Annotated in this window: 12 protein-coding genes and 2 pseudogenes; 6 read left to right on the top strand and 8 right to left on the bottom strand. The window is 70.1% G+C overall.

Annotated features, from left to right (window positions below):
• Positions 1-267: 267 nt before the first annotated feature.
• Together AC1RNC_RS10015 and AC1RNC_RS10010 are read left to right on the top strand one after the other, a co-directional pair.
• The gene (locus AC1RNC_RS10015; RefSeq protein ID WP_492885842.1) at positions 268-951 is read left to right on the top strand and encodes a heavy metal response regulator transcription factor; all 684 of its coding nucleotides are present in this window, start codon (positions 268-270) and stop codon (positions 949-951) included.
• Positions 948-2270, top strand: a pseudogene (locus AC1RNC_RS10010) (heavy metal sensor histidine kinase); the annotation flags it as partial. The gene AC1RNC_RS10015 and the pseudogene AC1RNC_RS10010, both read left to right, overlap by 4 nt.
• 137 nt (positions 2271-2407) lie before the next feature.
• On the opposite strand, the gene AC1RNC_RS10005 reads toward AC1RNC_RS10010, so the two are convergent.
• The 4 genes from AC1RNC_RS10005 to AC1RNC_RS09990 form a co-directional block, all read right to left on the bottom strand.
• Positions 2408-2749: an endonuclease domain-containing protein gene (locus AC1RNC_RS10005; protein ID WP_492886559.1), complete on the bottom strand. Its 342-nt coding sequence runs from the start codon at positions 2747-2749 to the stop codon at positions 2408-2410.
• A gap of 128 nt (positions 2750-2877) precedes the next feature.
• On the bottom strand, positions 2878-4254 hold the full coding sequence (locus tag AC1RNC_RS10000; protein WP_492885840.1) for an efflux transporter outer membrane subunit: 1377 nt from the start codon (positions 4252-4254) through the stop codon (positions 2878-2880).
• The gene (locus tag AC1RNC_RS09995) at positions 4241-5461 is read right to left on the bottom strand and encodes an efflux RND transporter periplasmic adaptor subunit (RefSeq protein WP_492885838.1); all 1221 of its coding nucleotides are present in this window, start codon (positions 5459-5461) and stop codon (positions 4241-4243) included. Before AC1RNC_RS09995 ends, AC1RNC_RS10000 begins: the two co-directional genes overlap by 14 nt.
• Positions 5454-8636, bottom strand: coding sequence for an efflux RND transporter permease subunit (locus AC1RNC_RS09990; RefSeq protein ID WP_492885836.1), 3183 nt, complete (start codon positions 8634-8636; stop codon positions 5454-5456). Before AC1RNC_RS09990 ends, AC1RNC_RS09995 begins: the two co-directional genes overlap by 8 nt.
• 146 nt (positions 8637-8782) lie before the next feature.
• On the opposite strand from AC1RNC_RS09990, the gene AC1RNC_RS09985 reads away from it, so the two are divergent.
• Entirely contained in the window at positions 8783-9487 is a 705-nt protein-coding gene (locus AC1RNC_RS09985; protein WP_492839786.1) for an HAD family hydrolase, read from the top strand.
• 157 nt (positions 9488-9644) lie between these two features.
• Here the strand turns inward: AC1RNC_RS09985 and AC1RNC_RS09980 are convergent, their stop codons facing one another.
• From AC1RNC_RS09980 to manD, 3 genes are all read right to left on the bottom strand, one after another.
• Complete coding sequence (locus tag AC1RNC_RS09980; RefSeq protein WP_492885834.1) at positions 9645-10718, bottom strand: acyltransferase family protein; 1074 nt, start codon at positions 10716-10718, stop codon at positions 9645-9647.
• A gap of 194 nt (positions 10719-10912) precedes the next feature.
• Positions 10913-11662 carry a FadR/GntR family transcriptional regulator gene (locus tag AC1RNC_RS09975; RefSeq protein ID WP_492839784.1) on the bottom strand — a complete coding sequence of 250 codons (750 nt, stop codon included), beginning with the start codon at positions 11660-11662 and terminating at the stop codon, positions 10913-10915.
• 154 nt (positions 11663-11816) lie between these two features.
• The gene (gene manD / locus AC1RNC_RS09970) at positions 11817-13028 is read right to left on the bottom strand and encodes a D-mannonate dehydratase ManD (RefSeq protein WP_492885832.1); all 1212 of its coding nucleotides are present in this window, start codon (positions 13026-13028) and stop codon (positions 11817-11819) included.
• 197 nt (positions 13029-13225) lie between these two features.
• Here manD and AC1RNC_RS09965 point away from each other — a divergent pair, with 197 nt between their 5' ends.
• Positions 13226-15349, top strand: a complete 2124-nt coding sequence (locus AC1RNC_RS09965) for an alpha-glucuronidase family glycosyl hydrolase (RefSeq protein ID WP_492885830.1) — start codon at positions 13226-13228, stop codon at positions 15347-15349.
• 16 nt (positions 15350-15365) lie between these two features.
• On the opposite strand, the pseudogene AC1RNC_RS09960 reads toward AC1RNC_RS09965, so the two are convergent.
• Positions 15366-15467: pseudogene (locus AC1RNC_RS09960) on the bottom strand (hypothetical protein); the annotation flags it as partial.
• Positions 15468-15607: 140 nt separating this feature from the next.
• On the opposite strand from AC1RNC_RS09960, the gene AC1RNC_RS09955 reads away from it, so the two are divergent.
• Together AC1RNC_RS09955 and AC1RNC_RS09950 are read left to right on the top strand one after the other, a co-directional pair.
• Positions 15608-17767, top strand: coding sequence for an ATP-binding protein (locus AC1RNC_RS09955; protein WP_492885829.1), 2160 nt, complete (start codon positions 15608-15610; stop codon positions 17765-17767).
• Positions 17764-18429 (top strand): response regulator, encoded by a 666-nt coding sequence (locus AC1RNC_RS09950; protein ID WP_492885827.1) that lies wholly within the window; start codon positions 17764-17766, stop codon positions 18427-18429. Before AC1RNC_RS09955 ends, AC1RNC_RS09950 begins: the two co-directional genes overlap by 4 nt.
• Positions 18430-18494 lie beyond the last annotated feature (65 nt).

The raw sequence follows: 18494 nt of genomic DNA, 5'->3' as shown, positions 1-18494 counted from the left end.
GATTACCGACTCGGCGCGCGGATAAACGAGACTTGCGGCCGAAATGGTTCAATCGTGTCGGGCCGGAAACCAGGCTTCCGGTCAGAAATGTCATCCGGCGGTCAGGCTGCCGACCGTGCGGGAACGGCAGTATGCCTCGTCCTCGCCTCGCCGCCGGACCCGGTCCCCCACCCCCAGCGATGGCGGCGGACGCGAGGGCGCCTTATCTTGTCGGCCCGGAACGTCCCCCGGCGTTCCGGGCCGCTGGTCGTGAGACGCCTCACTCTGATGAAGATCCTGATCGTCGAGGACGAGCCCAAGACCGTCGCCTACCTGCGCAAGGGGCTGACCGAGCAGGGCTATGCCGTCGACTTCGCCGCCAATGGCGAGGACGGCCTGCACCTGGCCCAGACCCTGGACTATGACGCGGTGGTGCTGGACGGCATGTTGCCGGGCCTGGACGGGGTCGAGGTGCTGGCGCGCCTGCGCCAGACCCGTCAGACGCCGGTGATCATGCTGACCGCCCGCGACAGCGTCGAGGACCGGCTGAAGGGCCTGGGCGCCGGGGCCGACGACTATCTGGTCAAGCCGTTCTCGTTCCTGGAGCTCTTGGCCCGGCTGCAGGCCATCACCCGTCGCGGCCGCAGCGAGTCGTCGACGATCACGGTCGGCGACCTGCACCTGGACCTTCTGGCGCGGCGCGCCACGCGGGCGGGCCGGCGCCTGAACCTGACGGCCAAGGAGTTCGCCCTGCTGGTCGTGCTGGGCCGCCGCCAGTCGCAGATCGTCTCCAAGACCATCATCACCGAGCTGGTCTGGGACATCAATTTCGACACCAACACCAACGTCGTCGAGGTCGCCATCAAGCGGCTGCGGGCCAAGATCGACGGGATGTTCGAGACCAAGCTGCTGCATACGGTGCGCGGCATGGGCTATGTCCTGGAGCATCGCCCCGAGGGGACGACGCCGTGACGCCCCGTTCGCTGGCGCCCAGGTCCATCGCCGGCCGCCTGGCCCTGATGTTCGCCATCGCCACCAGCCTGGTCTCCATGCTGGCGGGCGTCGCCCTGTTCAGCTTCCAGAGCCTGGAGCTGAAGCGCCACCAGGCCGAGGAGCTCAGCGCCCGTTCGCAGATCATCGAGGCGATGATCCGCAAGCTGGAGGATCCCGGCCGCTGGCCGCTGATGACCGACAAGCTGAAGTCGTTCACCCCGGCCGACGGCAGCCTCCGCTACCGGATCGAGTCCGCCGATCCGCGTTTCCGGTTCACGCCGGGCGCGGCGCTGGAGCCGGCCCGCGACGGTCTCGGCGTCATCCATGCCGACGGCAAGCGGTTCATGACCCTGGCCCGGCGCGTGCCCGCCTATGGGCGGCGTCCGGAGGTGCGGCTGGTCATCGCCGCCGACACCGCGCCGTTCGACGCCTCGCGCTATGTGCTGGGCGTCGCGGCGCTGGGCATGTCGGTGCTGACGACCGGGCTGGTCAGCCTGCTGGGCTGGTGGATCGCCCGACGGGGCCTGGCCCCGGTCGACCGCCTGTCGCACCGCGCCGGCGCCCTGAACCCGGCGGATCTCAGCCTGCGGATGCCGACCCGCGACCTGCCGGTCGAACTGGTCGGACTGATGAGCGCCTTCAACGGGGCGCTCGATCGCCTGCAGGCGGCCTATGAGCGGCTGGCGGCCTTCAACGCCGACGTCGCCCACGAGCTGCGCACGCCGCTGGGCAACCTGATCGGCCAGACCCAGGTCGCCCTCTCGCGCCCCCGCGACACCGACGAACTGGAAGAGACGCTGCACTCCAACCTCGAGGAACTGGAGCGCCTGCGCACGATCATCAACGACATGCTGTTCATGGCCCGCGCCGACCAGGGGGCGCTGGCGGCCAACCTGGCCCCGCTGTCGCTGGCGGCCCTGACCCACAAGACCGCCGACTTCCTGGACGTGCTGTTCGAGGACGCCGAGGTGCGACTGGAGGTGCGGGGCGACGCGACGGTCAACGCCGACGCCGCGCTGCTGGGACGGGCGGTGACCAACCTTTTGGACAACGCCATCCGCCACGGCGTCGCCTGCAAGACCGTGCGGGTGATGATCGAGCCGCGGGACAAGGCCGTCTGCCTGTCGGTGCGCAATCGCGGCGGCCCGATCCCCGAGGCGCATCTCGCCCGCCTGTTCGACCGCTTCTACCGCCTCGACCGCGCCCGCGAGCACAGCGGCGAGATCCACGGCCTGGGCCTGGCGGTGGTCAAGGCGATCGTCCTGATGCACGGCGGCTCGGTGTTCGCCCGCTGCGAGGGCGGCGAGGTGCTGATCGGGTTCCTGCTGCCGGGGAGCGAGGTGGTGGTGGCGCCTGAGCGGGAGACGGCGGGCCCCTCCCTCTCTCTTAGAGAGAGGGAGGGGCCCGCCGCCGTAGGCGGTGGGAGGGTGAGTGGTTACGGTCTGGCCGATAGGAGCGCCGCGAGGATGTCGTCAATGGTCCCGCCGGGATCGGTCATGACCCGTTCGTTGCGAAACCGCAGGACCACGTATCCGAGGCGCTCCAACGTCTCTGTTCGACGAGCGTCATAGTCGTCGCGACCGTCGTGGGCAGCGCCGTCGAGCTCGACGATCAGTTTGCCAGCCTCGCAAACGAAGTCCGCGAAATAACGATCAATCGCGATCTGGCGCATGAACTTGAAGCCGCCCACGCGGCGATTGCGAACGAGGTTCCACAGGACCTTTTCCGCAAGGGTCTGGTTCCGGCGAAGGCGTCGGCAGTTGGCGGTTCTATCCATGGTGGAAGCGTGGCTATAGCCCCGAGTCCTCGCAAATGAAGGAATCTGGATTTTCCGGCTGACGGCGTAACCACTCACCCTCCCACCGCTACGCGGCGGGCCCCTCCCTCTCTCTAAGAGAGAGGGGATTATGAAACGCTCCAACCTCCGCCCAGCGCCCGGATCAAATCCACGCTCGCCGACAGCCGCCTTGTCCGCAGGTCCTGCGCCTCGCGCCGCGCCTGCAGTTCCGCCGTCTGGGCGGTGACCACGTCGAGATAGCTGGCCGCCCCTTCGCGGTAGCGGGTGGTGGCCAGAGCGGTGGTGCGGACGGCGGCGGCGACGGCTTCGTCCTGGCGGCCTTGGGCGGCGGCCAGGCGGTTGGCCAGGACCATCTGGTCCTCGACCTCGCGGAAGGCGTCCAGCACCGTCTGGCGGTAGCCGGCGGCGGTCTCGTCGAACACCGCGCGGCCGCGGGCGACCTCGGCCTTGCGGGCGCCGCCGTCGAACAGCGGCAGGGCGGCGGCCAGCGGGCCCAGGGCCCAGACGTGGTTGGCGGCGGTCAGCAGGTCACCGCCACCGGACTGGTAGCCGCCGGCCGCGGCCAGGGTCACGCTCGGGAACCAGGCGGCGCGGGCCACGCCGACACGGGCGTTGGCCGCCGCCATCCGGCGCTCGGCCGCGGCGATGTCGGGCCGGCGCTGCAACAGGGTCGAGGGCGCGCCGACCGGGGTGACCGGGGCCTCGGTCAGTTCCGGCGCGGCGGCCAGGGTGAAGCTGGAGGCCGGCTCGCCGACCAGCACGGCGATGGCGTGTTCCAGCAGGGCGCGGTCGGCCACCGCCTGCTCGTACTGGGCCTGCGTCGCCGCCAGCTGGGTCTGGGCCCGGCCGGTGTCGAGGCCGCTGGCCGCGCCGCCACGCTGGCGGCGGTTGGTCAGGTCGAGCGCCTGGCGATAGGCCTCGACCGTCGAGCTCAGCACCGCGATCTGGGCGTCGGCCCCGCGCAGGCTGAAATAGGTATCGGCCAACTGGGCCTGCAGGCTGAGGCGCACCCCGGCCAGCTCGGCGGCGCTGGCTTCCGCGTCCGCCCGGCCGGCGGCGACCAGGTTTCGCACCCGGCCCCAGAGGTCCAGCTCATAGGCGGCGCTGGCCGCCAGGGTGGTGGTGTCGTAGCGGCCGTTGGCCGGGGTGCGCTGGCGCTCGACGCTGGCCGAGGCCCCGACGCTGGGGAGGAGAGCGCTGGAGGCTTGGCGCGACAGGGCGCGGGCCTGATCGTAGCGCGCAAGGGCGGCGGCGAGGTCGGCGCTGCCGGACTCGAGCCGGCGCTCAAGGCCATCGAGCGTCGGATCCTTGAACACCGCCCACCAGGCGGCGTCGCGGACCGCCTCGGCCGGCGCGGCCGGCGTCCACGGACCGGTGTCGCGGAAGGCGGCGGGCGCGGCGGGCGTCGGCGGCGCATAGGCCGGGGCCATCGAGCAGCCGGCGAGGCTCAGGCCCGCCAGGATCAGGAGACTAGCCCTTCGCACCGGCGGCTCCCTTCTTGGCCTTCACCACGTTGACGTGGTCGCCGGTGGCGATGGCGTCCGGCGGGCTGGTCACGATCCAGTCGTTGGCCGCGATCCCGCTGGCCAGTTCCAGCTCGGCCCCGTCGTCGCGGGCGATGCGGACCGGACGGATCGAGACGGTGTTGTCGCCGCCGACCACGGCCACGGCCGTGCCTTCCTTGCGGAACAGCAGGGCGTTGGAGGGGATCCGCACCGATGCGGTCGAGGTCGTGCTAGCGGCCTTCAGGTCCAGGCTGACCTGGGCGTAGGCGCCGGGCTTGAGGGCGCCGGCGGCGTTGTCGACCTCCAGCTGGATCAGCATCGACCCCGACTGGGCGTCGACCGCGTCGGCCGTGCGCGCCAGGCGGGCGTTGAAGGTCTGGCCCGGCAGATCGGGCGAGGCGAAGGTGGCGCTCATCCCGGGGCGGATCTGGCCGGCCAGGCTCTGCGGCACGCTGACATAGAGGCGCAGGCGGCGGGTGTCGGACACCGTGAACAGCGGCGAGGGCCGCGCGCCGCCGGCGCTGATCAGGGCGCCCTGGTCGGTGTCGCGGCTGGTCACCACGCCGTCGAACGGGGCGACGATGCGCTTGAAGGCGGTCAGGGATTCCAGCCGGCGGACATTGGCCACGGCCTCGTTGCGCATGGCCTCGCGGGCGGCCAGGTCGCCGGCGCGCTCGTCGGCCTCCTGCTGCGAGACGGCGTTCTCGCCGACCAGGCGCTTCCAGCGGGCGGCGGTGGTGGCGGCCAGATCGCGCTGGGCCTGGGCCGTGGCGAGGGCGGCGCGGGCGGCGACCAGCTGCTGGTCGACTTCCGGGGCGTCGATCTCGGCCAGCACCTGCCCCGCCTTCACCGGCTGGCCGATGTCGACATACCAGCGGCGCAGATAGCCGTCGGTGCGGGCGTAGACCGGGGCCTCGGCCCAGGCCTGCAGGCGGCCCGGCAAGACGAGGTCGGCGCTTTCGCCGCCGCCCGGCTGGATGACGTGGACCGTGGTCAGGGCGCTGGCCTGGCTGGTCTTCTTCAGGTCCTGGCTGGCCATCAGCCGCGAGGTCGCGCCCGCCGCCAGGATCAGCACGAAGCCCGCTCCGCCGATCAGGGCCAGGCGGCGCAGGCTTTTGGGGCTGGTCTTCGGGAAGTCGCGAGAGGGGGGAAAGTCGCCGGCGGGGGGCAGGGGGGACTCAGACATGGGCGACGCCTTCGGGGGAGGCGGCTTCCGCGCGGGGGCGGCGGCCGTGAACGATGGAGAAGATGGTGGGGACGAACAGCAGGGAGGCGCAGGTGGCGAAGATCAGGCCGCCGATCACCGCGCGGCCCAGCGGGGCGTTCTGCTCGGCGCCTTCGCCCAGCGCCAGGGCCATCGGCGCCATGCCGATGATCATGGCCAGGGCCGTCATCAGCACCGGGCGGAAGCGGGTGACCCCGGCCTCGAACGCGGCCTGGACCGCGTCGCCGGTGGCCGCCAGCCGCTCGCGGGCGAAGCTGACCACCAGGATCGAGTTGGCCGTGGCCACGCCCATGCACATGATCGCGCCGGTCAGGGCCGGCACCGACAGCGGCGTCCCGGTGGCGAACAGCATCCAGGCGATGCCGGCCAGGGCGGCGGGCAGGGCCGAGATGATCACGAACGGATCCAGCCAGGACTGGAAGTTGATGACGATCAGCAGATAGATCATCACCACCGCGCCCAGCAGGCCCCAGCCCATGCCGGAGAAGGCGGTGTTCATGGTCTGGAACTGGCCGCGCAGGTTCACCTTGACCTTGGCGGGCTTGTCCTTCTCGAGTTTCTTGAGGGCCTTCTCGATGTCGGCCGCCACGCCGCCCAGGTCGCGGCCTTGGGTGGCGGCGAAGACGTTGACCATCGGCTGGATGTTGTACTGCGAGACGACGGCGGCGGTGGAGCCCCGGCTGAGCGTCCCCAGTCCGCCCAGCACCTGCGGCGCCGGGTCGGCGGCGCGGGCCCCGGTGACCGGGATCGACCGCAGCTTGTCGAAGCTGTCCAGCATGTATTCCGGCGTCTGGGCGACGACGGGGTAGGAGACGCCGTTCTTCGGGTTCAGCCAGAACACCGGGGCGGTCTGCTGGCTGCCGGCCACGGCGCCGGCCAGGCTGGCGGTGACGTCGCGCTCGTCCAGGCCCAGGGCGTGGATGCGGGTGCGGTCGACGTCGAAGCGGAGCTCCGGCGCGGCGGCCGGCTGCTGGATGCGGACGTCGGCGATGCCCTTCACGCCCCGGATCTCGCGCAGGATCTTCTGGGCGTAGGCCTGGTTGGTCGCCGCGTCGCCGCCGGTGACCTGGATGTCGATCGGGGCCGGGCTGCCGAAGTTGAGGATCTGGCTGGTCACGTCGGCCGGCAGGAACGAGAAGGTCGCGCTGGGGAAGGCCTTGGGCAGTTCCTCGCGCAGCGCCTTGATGTAGCCGTCGGTCGGACGATGGCCCTTCTTCAGGCTGATCAGGATGTCGCCGTCCTGCGGGCCGATGGTCCCCGAGGCGTTGTAGGCGGTGTTGATGCCGCTGGAGGACAGGCCGATATTGTCGACGATGGTCTCGACCTCGTCGGTGGGGATCACGGTGCGGACGTGGCGCTGGATGCGGTCGAACAGGGCCGCCGACTCCTCGATCCGCGTGCCGACCGGGGCGCGGACGTGCAGGGCGATCGAGCCGGAGTCCACGGCCGGGAAGAAGTTGCGGCCCAGGAACGGGACCAGCGCCAGGCTCAGCAGGGCGAACGCCAGGAAGCCGACGACGAACACGCCGCGCGCGTCCAGAGCAAAGCCCAGCAGGCCGGCATAGGCGTCGCGCACCTTGGAGAAGCTCCGCTCGAAACCGCGCTGGAAGCGCACGAGGCGATGGGGCGACGGGGCCTCTTCGTCGTGCGGGACGTGCGGCTTGAGCAGATAGGCCGCCATGGTCGGCACCAGGGTCCGCGACAGCAGGAACGAGGCGATCATCGCGAACACCACCGACAGGGCCATCGGCACGAACAGGAACCCAGACACGCCCGGCAGGAAGAACATCGGCACGAAGACGATGCAGATGCACAGCAGGGACACGAAGGCCGGGGTGACGATCTGGGCCGCCCCGTCCAGGATCGCCGTCCGGACGTCCTTGCCGTGCTCCAGGTGCCAGTTGATGTTCTCGATGGTGACGGTGGCGTCGTCGACCAGGATGCCGACGGCCAGGGCGAGGCCGCCCAGGGTCATGACGTTCAGGGTCTGGCCGAACGCCGCCAGGGCCGCGATCGCCGCCAGCACGGCCAGCGGGATCGAGACGGCGATGATCACGGTCGAGCGCCACGAGCCCAGGAACAGCAGGATCATCAGCGAGGTCAGCACGGCGGCCAGGGCGCCTTCGTGGACCACGCCCTCGACGGCGGCCTTCACGAAGGTCGACTGGTCGTTCAGTGGGGTGATGGTCAGTTCGGGCGGTAGCTGGGCCTTCAGGTCGGGCAGGGCGGCCCGGACCCCGTCGACGATGGCGATGGTCGAGGTGGCGCCCGACTTCAGCACCGTCATCAGCACCGAGCGCTGGCCGTCGACGTGGACGATGTTCTGCTGCGGCGCCGAGCCGTCGCGCACGTGGGCGACGTCGCCGATGCGGATGGTCGCGCCGTTGACGGTCTTGACGGGAAGGGCGTTCAGCTCCTCGACCGTGCCGGGGGCGTTGTTCAGGCGCAAGCTGTACTGGAACTCGCCGATCTTGACGAAGCCGGCCGGGGTGATCTGGGTCTGGGCCGCGATCGCCGCGCCGACGTCGGACGCCGACAGGCCCTTGGACAGCAGGGCCTGCGGGTCGATGTCGACCTGGATCTGGCGGGTCCGGCCGCCGAACGGCAGGGGGACGGCCGCGCCGGGCACGGTGACCAGGCGCGTGCGGATGACATTGACGCCGAAGTCGGACAGCTGCTGCTCGGACAGGCCCTGGCCCGCCAGGGCCAGCTGCAGGATCGGCACGGTCGAGGCGTTGTAGTTGAGGATCAGCGGCGGGGTCACGCCCGGCGGCAGCTGGCGCAGCAGGGTCTGCGAGATGGCGGTGATCTGGGCGTTGGCCAGGCGCACGTCGGCTCCCGGCTGGAAGTAGATCTTCACCACCCCGACCCCTTGCAGCGAGGTGGCCTCGATGTGGTCGATGTCGTTGACCGTGGTGGTCAGGGTCCGCTGGTAGGGGGTCAGGATCCTCCCCGACATGTCGGCCGGCGACAGGCCGCTATAGGTCCAGGCCACCGCCACGACGGGCACGCGGATGTTCGGGAAGATGTCGGTCGGCGTGCGCAGGATCGCCAGGACGCCGACGATCAGGATCATCGCGGCCATCACGACGAAGGTATAGGGACGCGCCAAGGCCGTCCGCACGAGCGATATCATACTGAATTCCGTCGTTGCGGAGGGGAAGCTTGGGCCGGGTCTAGCAAGGCCAAGGGGTCCGCAGCCTGACGGCCAACTGACAAGATGGTCAGGGAGGGTCAAGGGCCCTCTCGCGACCGCCGAGCCGTTTTGCTATGGCTGCCTCAATGAGCACCATCACCACCGTCGGCGTCGACGCCGACGACACCCTCTGGCACTGCGAGAGCAAGTTCCGGCTGTCCCACGCGCGGTTCCTGGACCTGCTGTCCGATCACGGCGATCCCGAGAAGATCGAGCACCAGCTTCTGGCCGTCGAGAAGCGCAACCTGCGGGTCTATGGCTACGGGGCCAAGGGCTTCACCCTGTCGATGATCGAGACGGCGCTGGAGGTCACCGACGGCCGCGTCGACACCCGGGTGATCCGCGAGATCCTGGCCGTCGGCCGCGAGATGCTGACCGAGCCGATCGAGCCGCTGTCGGGCGTCGACAAGGCCCTGGCCGAGCTGTCGGACCGCTACCGCCTGATCCTGATCACCAAGGGCGATTTGCTGCACCAGGAGCAGAAGCTGGCCTCGTCGGGGCTGGGCGACTACTTCGTGGCCGTCGAGATCGTGTCCGAGAAGGACGCCGGCACCTATCGCCGGGTCTTCGACCGGTACGGCACCGGCGCGGAGCAGGCGGTGATGGCCGGCAACTCGATGCGTTCGGACATCCTGCCGGCGCTGGAGGCGGGCTGCTGGGGCGCGCTGATCCCCTATCCGCTGGTCTGGTCGCACGAGGCGGCCGAGGCGCCGGTGGGGCATGAACGCTACGCGGAGCTGGGCAGCATCAGCGAGCTGCCGGGCTGGGTGGATCGGATCGCGCAAGGCTGAGCCAAGCATTTTGAACCCCTCTCTCATGGAGAGAGGGAGGGGCCCGCCGCGCAGCGGTGGGAGGGTGAGTGGGTACGCCGGTCGACGGCGTGCCGGCACTCCGTCAGGCGCCGTAACCACTCACCCCAACCCTCTCTCTAAGAGAGAGGGAGCGCGTTCAGCGTTTCCCGAGTTTGGCCAACGCATCCCGCGCCGGCCGCTCGAACCCGATCAGCGACAGATACGCCACCGGGATCAGCAGCACGACCCACAGCAGGCACCACAGCCGCATCGCGTCACCGTTCAGCCCCCACATCCCCAGCCCCACCCAGTTCAGCGCGATCTTCAGCGCGATCGGGTGCAACAGGTAGAGGCTGAAGCTCAGCTGCGCCCACGGGGCCAGGGCCTTGCTCACCCCGCCCTGCACGCCCGCCGCGTCGGCGGCGACGCCGGCCAGGCCGACGGCATAGATCAGGAACAGCAAGGCAGTCCGCGACGCCCCCGCCCAGGACGCGACGAAGAACGCCGCCAGCAGGGCCCACATCACGAAGCGGGCGAACGGCAGTTTCGCCAGCGCGTCCTTCAGCTGGAACGCCAGCATGCCCAGCATGAAGCCCGGCACGGCGCGGGCGACGCCGAAATTGTAGGTCCATTGCGAGAAGGTCTCGCCGGTGCGCGAGATCCACAGCAGCAGGGCCAGGCTGCCGAAGGCGACCGCCGCCGTGGCCTGCCAGCCGCGGGCGGTGATCCAGAACAGCAGGGGCAGGGCGACGTACATCCCCATCTCGGCGCTGATCGCCCAGCTGACGAAGTTCCAGGTCTGGGCGTGGCAGGTTCCCCAGGCGTGGATGAAGAGGATGTTCTGGGCGATGCACGAGACGTCGTAGCGCGACGGATCCCGCTCGTTCAGCACCCCGGCCCAGCCAAGGGCGGCGATGACCACGAACACCAGCATCGTCGCCCAGTGCAGCGGACCCAGCCGCGCGACCCGCTTCTGCAGGAAGTCGCGGTACCTGGCGACGGTGGTCAGGCGGCCGGTATAGATCGCGGCCATCACGTAGCCGGAGATCAGGAAGAACAGGTCGACGATCAGGCTGAAGCTCTTGATCGTGTCGTCGGCGGCCTGCCAGCGGCCGTCCAGATTGATGAAGCGGTTGAAGTGGAAGACCACGATCATCAGCGCCCCGACGATGCGCAGGGCGTCCAGGTGCAGCATCTGGTCGGAATCGGGCTTCAGGGCGGGGAGGCGCATGGCCTAGCTGTGCCACGGAGCGGCGAGCGCGTCATGGGGTTCGTCTCTCCTCCCCCTCTTGGGGGAGGGGGACCGCCGAACGGCGGTGGAGGGGGTTAGCCGCGGCGCCATTTGGGCCTGCGCCGTCCCCCTCCGTCTCGCCGCGTATTCGCGTCGATCCACCTCCCCCAAAAGGGGGAGGATCGGGAAGGCTCCTAGATCGCCACCCGCTTGGCGATGGCGTTCCGTCTCGCCTTGGTCTCCTGCTGGGCCTTCTGCACGGCTTCGGTCTCGGTCGCGTGCAGCAGGTGGTCGATCACCCGTTCCAGGTGGTCGCGCATCGCCTGGCGGGCCGCGGCCGGATCGCGCGCCTTCAGGGCGTCGACCACCCGGCGGTGCTCGACGATCCGGGGTTCCAGCCCCATGCCGCGCGCGCGCGTCAGGATGTTGCGGGCCAGGGACGAGCGGTTGCGCCAGTCCCAGAGGTTCTCGATCGTGGCGATGATCGCGCCGTTGCCGGTGGCGCGGGCGATGGTCAGGTGGAAGTCGCGGTCGGCGTCCTCGCCCCGGATCTCCTCCTCGACGCGCATGCGCTCCAGCAGGCCTTCCAACTCGCCGATCTGTTCGTCGGTGATCGAGGTGGCGGCCAGGGCGGCGGCCTCGCCCTCGAACAGGCGGCGGGCCTCGATCAGCTCGAAGGCGCCGATCTCGAAATCGATCTCGGCCGAGGGGGCCTGGGGGCGGACATTGCCGGTGACATAGATGCCCAGGCCGTGGCGGGCCTCGATCATGCCCAGCATTTCGAGGGCGATCATCGCCTCGCGCAGGGTCGGGCGCGAGACCCCGAACTGCTCGGCCAGCTCCCGCTCGGTCGGCAGGCGATCGCCCAGCTTGTACTGTCCGGCCTCGATGGCGTCGGCCACGGAGTCGGCGATCCTGCGGTAGAGCTTGACGTTGTCTGACATGTCGGGGCGGAGGCTCGGAAGGACGCGTGTGCCCAAGTAGGGCGTTGTCGGGACCCCAATTCCCTACCACGGGGACCGGCGCGAATTGTTCTGTTTTTTCGCCTCTCTCCGCCGGGAGGTCAGGTTTTCCCGCTCCCGAGGCCTGACCAAGGTCTCACCAGTCGTGCATCGAACCGTCCAGGCGGCGGGCGACCGGCAGATAGGCGCGCTGGTAGGGGTATTTGGCCGCCAGATCCTCGTCGATGTCGACGCCCAGGCCGGGCGCCTCGCCGGGGTGCAACATGCCGTCGCTGAAGCTGTAGGCGTGGGGGAACACCGCGTCCGTCTCGGGCGTGTGGCGCATATATTCCTGGACGCCGAAGTTGGGGATCGACAGGTCGAAGTGCAGGGCCGCGCCCATGCAGACCGGCGACAGATCGGTGGCCCCGTGACAGCCGGTGCGCACGTGGTGCAGGTCGGCGAAGCTGGCCAGCTTCTTCAGGTGCGTGATGCCGCCGGCATGGACCACCGTGGCGCGGATGTAGTCGATCAGCTGCTCCTCGATCAGCTGCTTGCAGTCCCAGACCGAGTTGAAGATCTCGCCGACGGCCAGCGGCGTGGTGGTGTGCTGGCGGATGATCCGGAAGCTGGACTGGTTCTCGGCCGGGACGGCGTCCTCCATCCAGAACAGCCGGTAGGGCTCCAGATCCTTGCCCAGGCGCGCGGCCTCGATCGGGGTCAGGCGGTGGTGGACGTCGTGCAGCAGGTGCAGATCCCAGCCCAACCGCTCGCGCGCCGCCGCGAACAGGTCCGGCGCGGTGCGCAGATAGCGCTCGGTCGACCAGATGGTCTCCTTGGGCAGGTCGCTGTCGGCCGGCTCGTAGAAGAAGCGGTCCTTGGAGACGCCATAGGCCCCCGGCATGCCCGGCACGCCGGTCTGCAGGCGGATGGCCTTGTAGCCCAGGGCCGCGTAGTGGGCGGCGTTGTCGAGGGTCTCGTCGATCGTCTCGCCATTGGCGTGGCCATAGACCATCACGCCCGTGCGACAGGCGCCGCCCAGCAGTTGGTAGACCGGCAGGCCGGCGATCTTGCCCTTGATGTCCCACAGCGCCATGTCGACCGCGGCGATGGCGGCCATGGTCACCGGTCCCCGACGCCAGTAGGCGCCCTTGTAGAGGTACTGCCAGATGTCCTCGATCTGGTGGGCGTCGCGGCCGATCAGGCAGGGGATGACGTGCTGGGAGAGATAGGCCTCGACGGCCAGTTCGCGGCCGTTCAGGGTCGCGTCGCCGATGCCGTACACACCTTCGTCGGTCACGATCTTCAGGGTCACGAAATTGCGCCCCGGGCACGTGACGATGGTCTTGGCGGCGATGATCTTGGGCATGGTGGCCTTGGGGACGCTTTGTCTGCAATCGTTTGTCGGGGCCGAAAGACCGGAGGCCCGCCCAAAACCAGGCGCGCGGCGTCCATCTTCCTCCCCGCCTATCGGTTTACCGGTACCATTAGGGTTGTCAACCCAGTGGTCTGACCACTATGACTTTGGTGACCCGACCTTTTGAAGTCGGCGCAGGGAGTGAAACGATGCGTGTTCTGGCGCTGATCCTGGGGCTGGTCCTGATCGCCCCCGCCGCCCGGGCGGAGGACGGCTACGACCTCTGGCTCCGCTATCGGCCCGTCGAGGCCAGCGCCCGGCCGGCCTATGCCGCCCGCGCCGCCGCCATCGCGCCCCCAAGTTCCCTGGCCCCCGATACCCCGACCCTGAACGTCGCCCGCGCCGAGCTGGAGCGCGGTCTGACCGGCCTGGTCGGCAAGCCCGCCAGCGCCGCCGCGGGCGTCCGCGACGGGGTCATCCAGCTGACCGTCGAGCCCGCGAAGGGCCTGGGCGACGAGGGCTACCGGATCCGCACCCAGGCGGTGAACGGCCGGAAGACCACGGTGATCTCGGCCAACAAGGACGTCGGCGTCCTCTACGGCGTCTTCCGCTATCTGGAGCTGATCCAGACCCGGCGGCCTGTGGATAACCTCGACATCACCTCGGTCCCCAAGGTCAAGCTGCGGATGCTGAACCATTGGGACAATCTCAATCGCCACGTCGAGCGCGGCTATTCCGGCCAGTCGATCTTCGACTGGTGGCGGCTGCCCGGCCACGTCGACCCGCGCATGGTCGACTACGCCCGCGCCAACGCCTCGATCGGCATCAACGGCACGGTGCTGAACAACGTCAACGCCAAGGCCGACAGCCTGACCCCGGCCTATATCGCCAAGGCCGCCGCCCTGGCCGACACGTTCCGGCCCTATGGCATCAAGGTCTATCTGTCGGCCCGCTGGTCGGCGCCGGTCGAGTTGGGCGGCCTGAAGACCGCCGACCCGCTGGACCCGGCCGTCGCGGCCTTCTGGAAGGCCAAGGCCGACGAGATCTACAAGGCCATCCCCGACTTCGGCGGCTTTCTCGTGAAGGCCAATTCGGAAGGCCAGCCGGGGCCGCAGGACTATGGCCGCACCCATGTCGACGGGGCCAACATGCTGGCCGACGCGGTGGGACCGCACGGCGGCGTCGTGATCTGGCGCGCCTTCGTCTATTCGCACGAGCAGCCCGACGACCGCGCCAAGCAGGGCTATTCGGAGTTCAAGCCCTTCGACGGCCAGTTCCGCGACAATGTCGTCATCCAGGTCAAGAACGGCGCGATCGACTTCCAGCCGCGCGAGCCGTTCCACCCGCTGTTCGGGGCCATGCCGAAGTCGAACCTCGGCATGGAGTTCCAGATCACCAAGGAATATCTCGGCTTCTCGACGCACCTTGTCTATCTGGGCCCGCTGTTCGAGGAGACCCTGCGCGCGGACACGATGGCCCACGGCAAGGGCTTGACCGTGGCCAAGGTGGTCGACGGCTCGCTGGACGACCGCAAGCTGACGGTGATGGCCGGGGTGGCCAATATCGGCAGCGACCGCAACTGGAGCGGCTCGCAGTTCGACCAGGCCAACTGGTACGCCTTCGGGCGTCTGGCCTGGGATCCGGAAGCTTCGGCCAGGGACATCGCCACCGACTGGACGAAGATGACCTTCGGCGATGACCCGCGCCTGGTGAAGCCGGTCGTCGACATGATGATGGGCTCGCGCGAGGCGGCGGTGGACTACATGACCCCGCTCGGTCTGCACCACCAGATGGGCGAGGGGCACCACTATGGCCCCGGTCCCTGGGTCAGCGGCGGGCCGCGCGCCGACTGGACCAGCGTCTACTACGCCAAGGCCGGCCCGGACGGGATCGGCTTCGACCGCACCCCCTCGGGCAGCAACGCCACGGCCCAGTACGCGCCGGCCGTGGGGGCCTGCTTCGCCGACCTCAAGTGCGTCGACGAGAAGGACCTGCTGTGGTTCCACCACCTGCCCTGGGACTACCGCCTGAAGTCCGGCGACACCCTGTGGGACGGCATGGTCAAACACTACGGCCGGGGCGTCGCGTATGTCGACGGCATGGAGAAGACCTGGGCCGGCCTGACGCCGTATGTCGACGCCGAGCGCCACAAGGAGGTCGCCGACTACCTGAAGATCCAGCGCGACGAGGCCCAGTGGTGGCGCGACGCCTCGGTGGCGTGGTTCGGAAGCTTCTCGAAGCGTCCGCTGCCGCCGGGCGAGAAGGCGCCGGCGAGGAGCCTGGAGTACTACGAGAGCCTGAAGTTTCCGTGGGCGCCCGGGAACGGGCAGTAGCGCCCTCACAATTCTTGTCATCCCGGAAAGCGCGTAGCGCTTGTCCGGGACCCAGGGGCCGGCGCATTGCGGCCGCCCCTGGGTCCCGGCTCTCCGCTGCGCTGCGGCCGGGAAGACAAGTTTTGTAGCCACACGACTGGGGGCCGGTGCGCGCAACCCCCAGAACTGGGGGTGTCCCCGTAACGGCGTTCCGTGATGGTTGCGGTCGCGCTAGTCCTGTCCCAAGGTCTGCGTCCCAATCGTTTTCAGTAAGGCCGGATGCGCGCCTCGTCCCCCACGACCCTGCTGCTCGGCGTCGTCCTGCTGTGCGTGGCGACGGCGCTGATCGGCGTCTGGATGGCGATGAGCCCGCCGTGGCTGGGCGCGGGCTTTGAGGCCAGGCCCGACGGCGCGCTAGTCATCACCCGCCTCACGCCCGGCGGTCCGCTGGACCGCGTCGGGGCCAAGGTCGGCGACCGGCTGGCCGGCGTCGGCTCCGATCGCGCCGCCCCGGTGCTGCGCGCGCCCGAGATCGGCGGGCTGGACACCCCCGACACCCAGGCCGCCGCCGCCGAGCAGAGCCGCCGCCGAGCGGCCTTCGCCGAGCAGCTGGCGGCCCGGCCGCTGGTCCTGCGCCTGGCCGGGAGCGACGGCGTCCAGCGCGTCGTGACGCTGGACAACCGCGTCCGGCCGCTGTCGACTCTGGGCGCGGAGTTCTGGGCCAATCTGGCGTTCGGCCTGATCGCGGCCCTGATCGTCGGCTGGGTCTGGGCCCTGCGGCCGCGCGAGCTGTCCACCCAGCTGTTCGCCCTGACCGGCCTGTCGATGCTGGCCTTCACCTTCGGCTGGGCGGTCAATTCCAGCGTCGAGCTGGTCATGGACGGGACGCTGGCGACGATCGCCATGCGGCTGAACATGATCGGGGCGGTGGCCTATGGCGGGGCGATGATCGCCTTCTTCCTGGCCTATCCCAAGCGGGTCACCCGACTGCCGGTCATGCTGCTGGCGCCGTTGTGGGTGCTGGCCTGGGCGCTGACGCCGCTGCTGCCGGGCAATCCGTCGACCGAGAGCATGGGGCAGGGGATCACCTCGATCGAGATGGCCCTGATCGTGGTGGCCATCGGCGTGCAGGCCTTCGCCAGCCGCAAGGACCCGGCCGCCATGGCCGCGACCCGGTGGCTGGGCCTGTCGGTGATCGTCGGGGCAGGAGCCTTCATCGGCAATGTCGCCGTGCCGATCGCCCTGGGCATGCGGCCGTTCCTGGACCCGCGCTTCTCGCTGGGCTTCTTCGTGATCATCTATGTCGGCATGGCCGTGGGCCTGCGTCGCCATCGTCTGTTCGAGCTGGACCAGTGGGCGTTCCGGATCCTGTTCTACCTCAGCGCCGGCGCAGCGCTCTTGGCCCTGGATGGCGTCCTGATCACCGCCCTGGGGACCAGTCCGCAGGCGGCGCTGGGCGTGTCGCTGCTGATCGTGGCCTTCGCCTATCTGCCGTTCCGCGACGTGCTGTGGCGGCGGACCCTCGGCCGCAAGACCCTGAAGGACCACGAGATGTTCGCGGCCGTGGCCCAGGTGGCCCTGATCCACGGGGCCGAGGCGCGGGCGGATGCGTGGAAGGCGCTGCTGTCCAAGGTCTATGAGCCGCTGGAGATCGCCCCCGCCCAGGCCGCCAGACCCAAGGCCGAGATCCTCGAGGAGGGCGTGGCCCTGGGCCTGCCCGCCGCCGCCGGGACCACGGCGCTGACCCTGCGCTTTCCGTTCCGGGGGCGGGGCCTGTTCGGCACGGCGCAGGTCCAGCTGGCCGACCAGCTGGTGAGCCTCCTGAGCCAGATCGAGGAAGGCCGCGACGCCTATGCCCGGGGCGTGGTCGAGGAACGCCTGCGCATCGCCCGCGACCTGCACGACGACGTCGGCGCCCGCCTGCTGTCGGGCCTGCACCGCCAGGACCTCTCCCAGACACGCGAGGCCGTGCGCGGGGCGATCGGCGACCTGCGGGCCATCGTCTCGGGCCTGTCGGGCCAGGACCTGCCGCTGGAGGCGGCGCTGGCCGACCTGCGCCATGAGACCGCCGAGCGGCTGGAGGCGGCCGGCATCGCCCTGGACTGGCCGCCGGTCGAGCTGGCCGATCCGGGCGTGACCGCGCCCTACCGCGTCTACAAGAACCTGACCTCGGCCGTGCGCGAGGTGGTCACCAACGCCATCCGCCACGCCGGCGCGACCACGGTGGCCGTCACGGTCCACGAAGACGCCGGCCGGCTGGAGCTGACCCTCAGCGACGACGGCGTCGGCCTGCCGCGCGAAGCGGGGGGGCGCCGCAGCGGCCTGGCCAACCTGGAGCGGCGGTTGGGCGAGATCGGTGGAACGGTGGCGTTTCCTGAAACCACGAAGGGTACGGTGGTTCGGCTGTCGACGCCCGTCGATGCGAGCGCCCCGGCATGACCCTTGCTCCCAACGCCCCCGGCACGGCCCTCGTCCTCGAAGACCAGGCCGAGACCCGCGAGCACCTGCTGGCGGCCCTGTCCGAGGCGTTTCCCGGCGTCGTCGCGCGCGGCGCGGCGGATCTGGCCGAGGCCCGCAGCTTCCTGTGCGACGGGGCGCCGGACCTGGCCCTGGTCGACCTGGCCCTGCCGGACGGACGCGGCGTCGACTTCCTGCGCGATCTGGCCGAGCGCTCGGGCGGGGCGACGCGGTCGGTGGTGGTGACCATCTACGCCGACGACCACCACCTGTTCGACGCCATCGCGGCGGGGGCGGGGGGCTACCTGCTCAAGGACATGGGCCGCGACGAACTGGTCCGCTATCTGCGCCGCCTGGAAGCCGGCGAGACCCCGCTGTCGCCGGCCGTGGCGCGGCGGATGCTGGACTACTTCCGCGCCCGGCCGGTTCTGATCCAGACGGTCGAGCCCGAGGCGGCCCTGACCCCGCGCGAGACCGAGGTGCTGCGCCTGATCGGCCGGGGCCTGCGCTCGGGCGAGGCGGCCAAGGTCATGGGCGTCACCGAGCTGACCGTGGCGGGCTATGTGAAGGCCATCTACCGCAAGCTCAACATCTGCTCCCGAGCCGAGGCGGCGCTGGAGGCGCAGAAGCGGGGGCTGGTCTAGGGGGCGCCAATCCTTGTCATCCCGGAAGCGCCGCAGGCGCTGTCCGGGACCCAGGGGCGGCCGGC

The organism is Caulobacter sp. GW822-FHT01G02, from assembly GCF_058802865.1.
This window is presented reverse-complemented; position numbering and strand designations above follow the sequence as displayed.

Excerpts from the sequence above, each read along its gene's own strand:
- AC1RNC_RS10015 (WP_492885842.1), top strand. The coding sequence starts at position 268 with ATGAAGATCCTGATCGTCGAGGACGAGCCCAAGACCGTCGCCTACCTG.
- AC1RNC_RS10005 (WP_492886559.1), bottom strand. The coding sequence starts at position 2,749 with ATGGATAGAACCGCCAACTGCCGACGCCTTCGCCGGAACCAGACCCTT.
- AC1RNC_RS09955 (WP_492885829.1), top strand. The coding sequence starts at position 15,608 with ATGCGCGCCTCGTCCCCCACGACCCTGCTGCTCGGCGTCGTCCTGCTG.
- AC1RNC_RS09975 (WP_492839784.1), bottom strand. The coding sequence starts at position 11,662 with ATGTCAGACAACGTCAAGCTCTACCGCAGGATCGCCGACTCCGTGGCC.
- AC1RNC_RS09990 (WP_492885836.1), bottom strand. The coding sequence starts at position 8,636 with ATGATATCGCTCGTGCGGACGGCCTTGGCGCGTCCCTATACCTTCGTC.
- AC1RNC_RS09965 (WP_492885830.1), top strand. The coding sequence starts at position 13,226 with ATGCGTGTTCTGGCGCTGATCCTGGGGCTGGTCCTGATCGCCCCCGCC.
- AC1RNC_RS09985 (WP_492839786.1), top strand. The coding sequence starts at position 8,783 with ATGAGCACCATCACCACCGTCGGCGTCGACGCCGACGACACCCTCTGG.
- AC1RNC_RS09950 (WP_492885827.1), top strand. The coding sequence starts at position 17,764 with ATGACCCTTGCTCCCAACGCCCCCGGCACGGCCCTCGTCCTCGAAGAC.
- AC1RNC_RS09980 (WP_492885834.1), bottom strand. The coding sequence starts at position 10,718 with ATGCGCCTCCCCGCCCTGAAGCCCGATTCCGACCAGATGCTGCACCTG.
- AC1RNC_RS09995 (WP_492885838.1), bottom strand. The coding sequence starts at position 5,461 with ATGTCTGAGTCCCCCCTGCCCCCCGCCGGCGACTTTCCCCCCTCTCGC.
- manD (WP_492885832.1), bottom strand. The coding sequence starts at position 13,028 with ATGCCCAAGATCATCGCCGCCAAGACCATCGTCACGTGCCCGGGGCGC.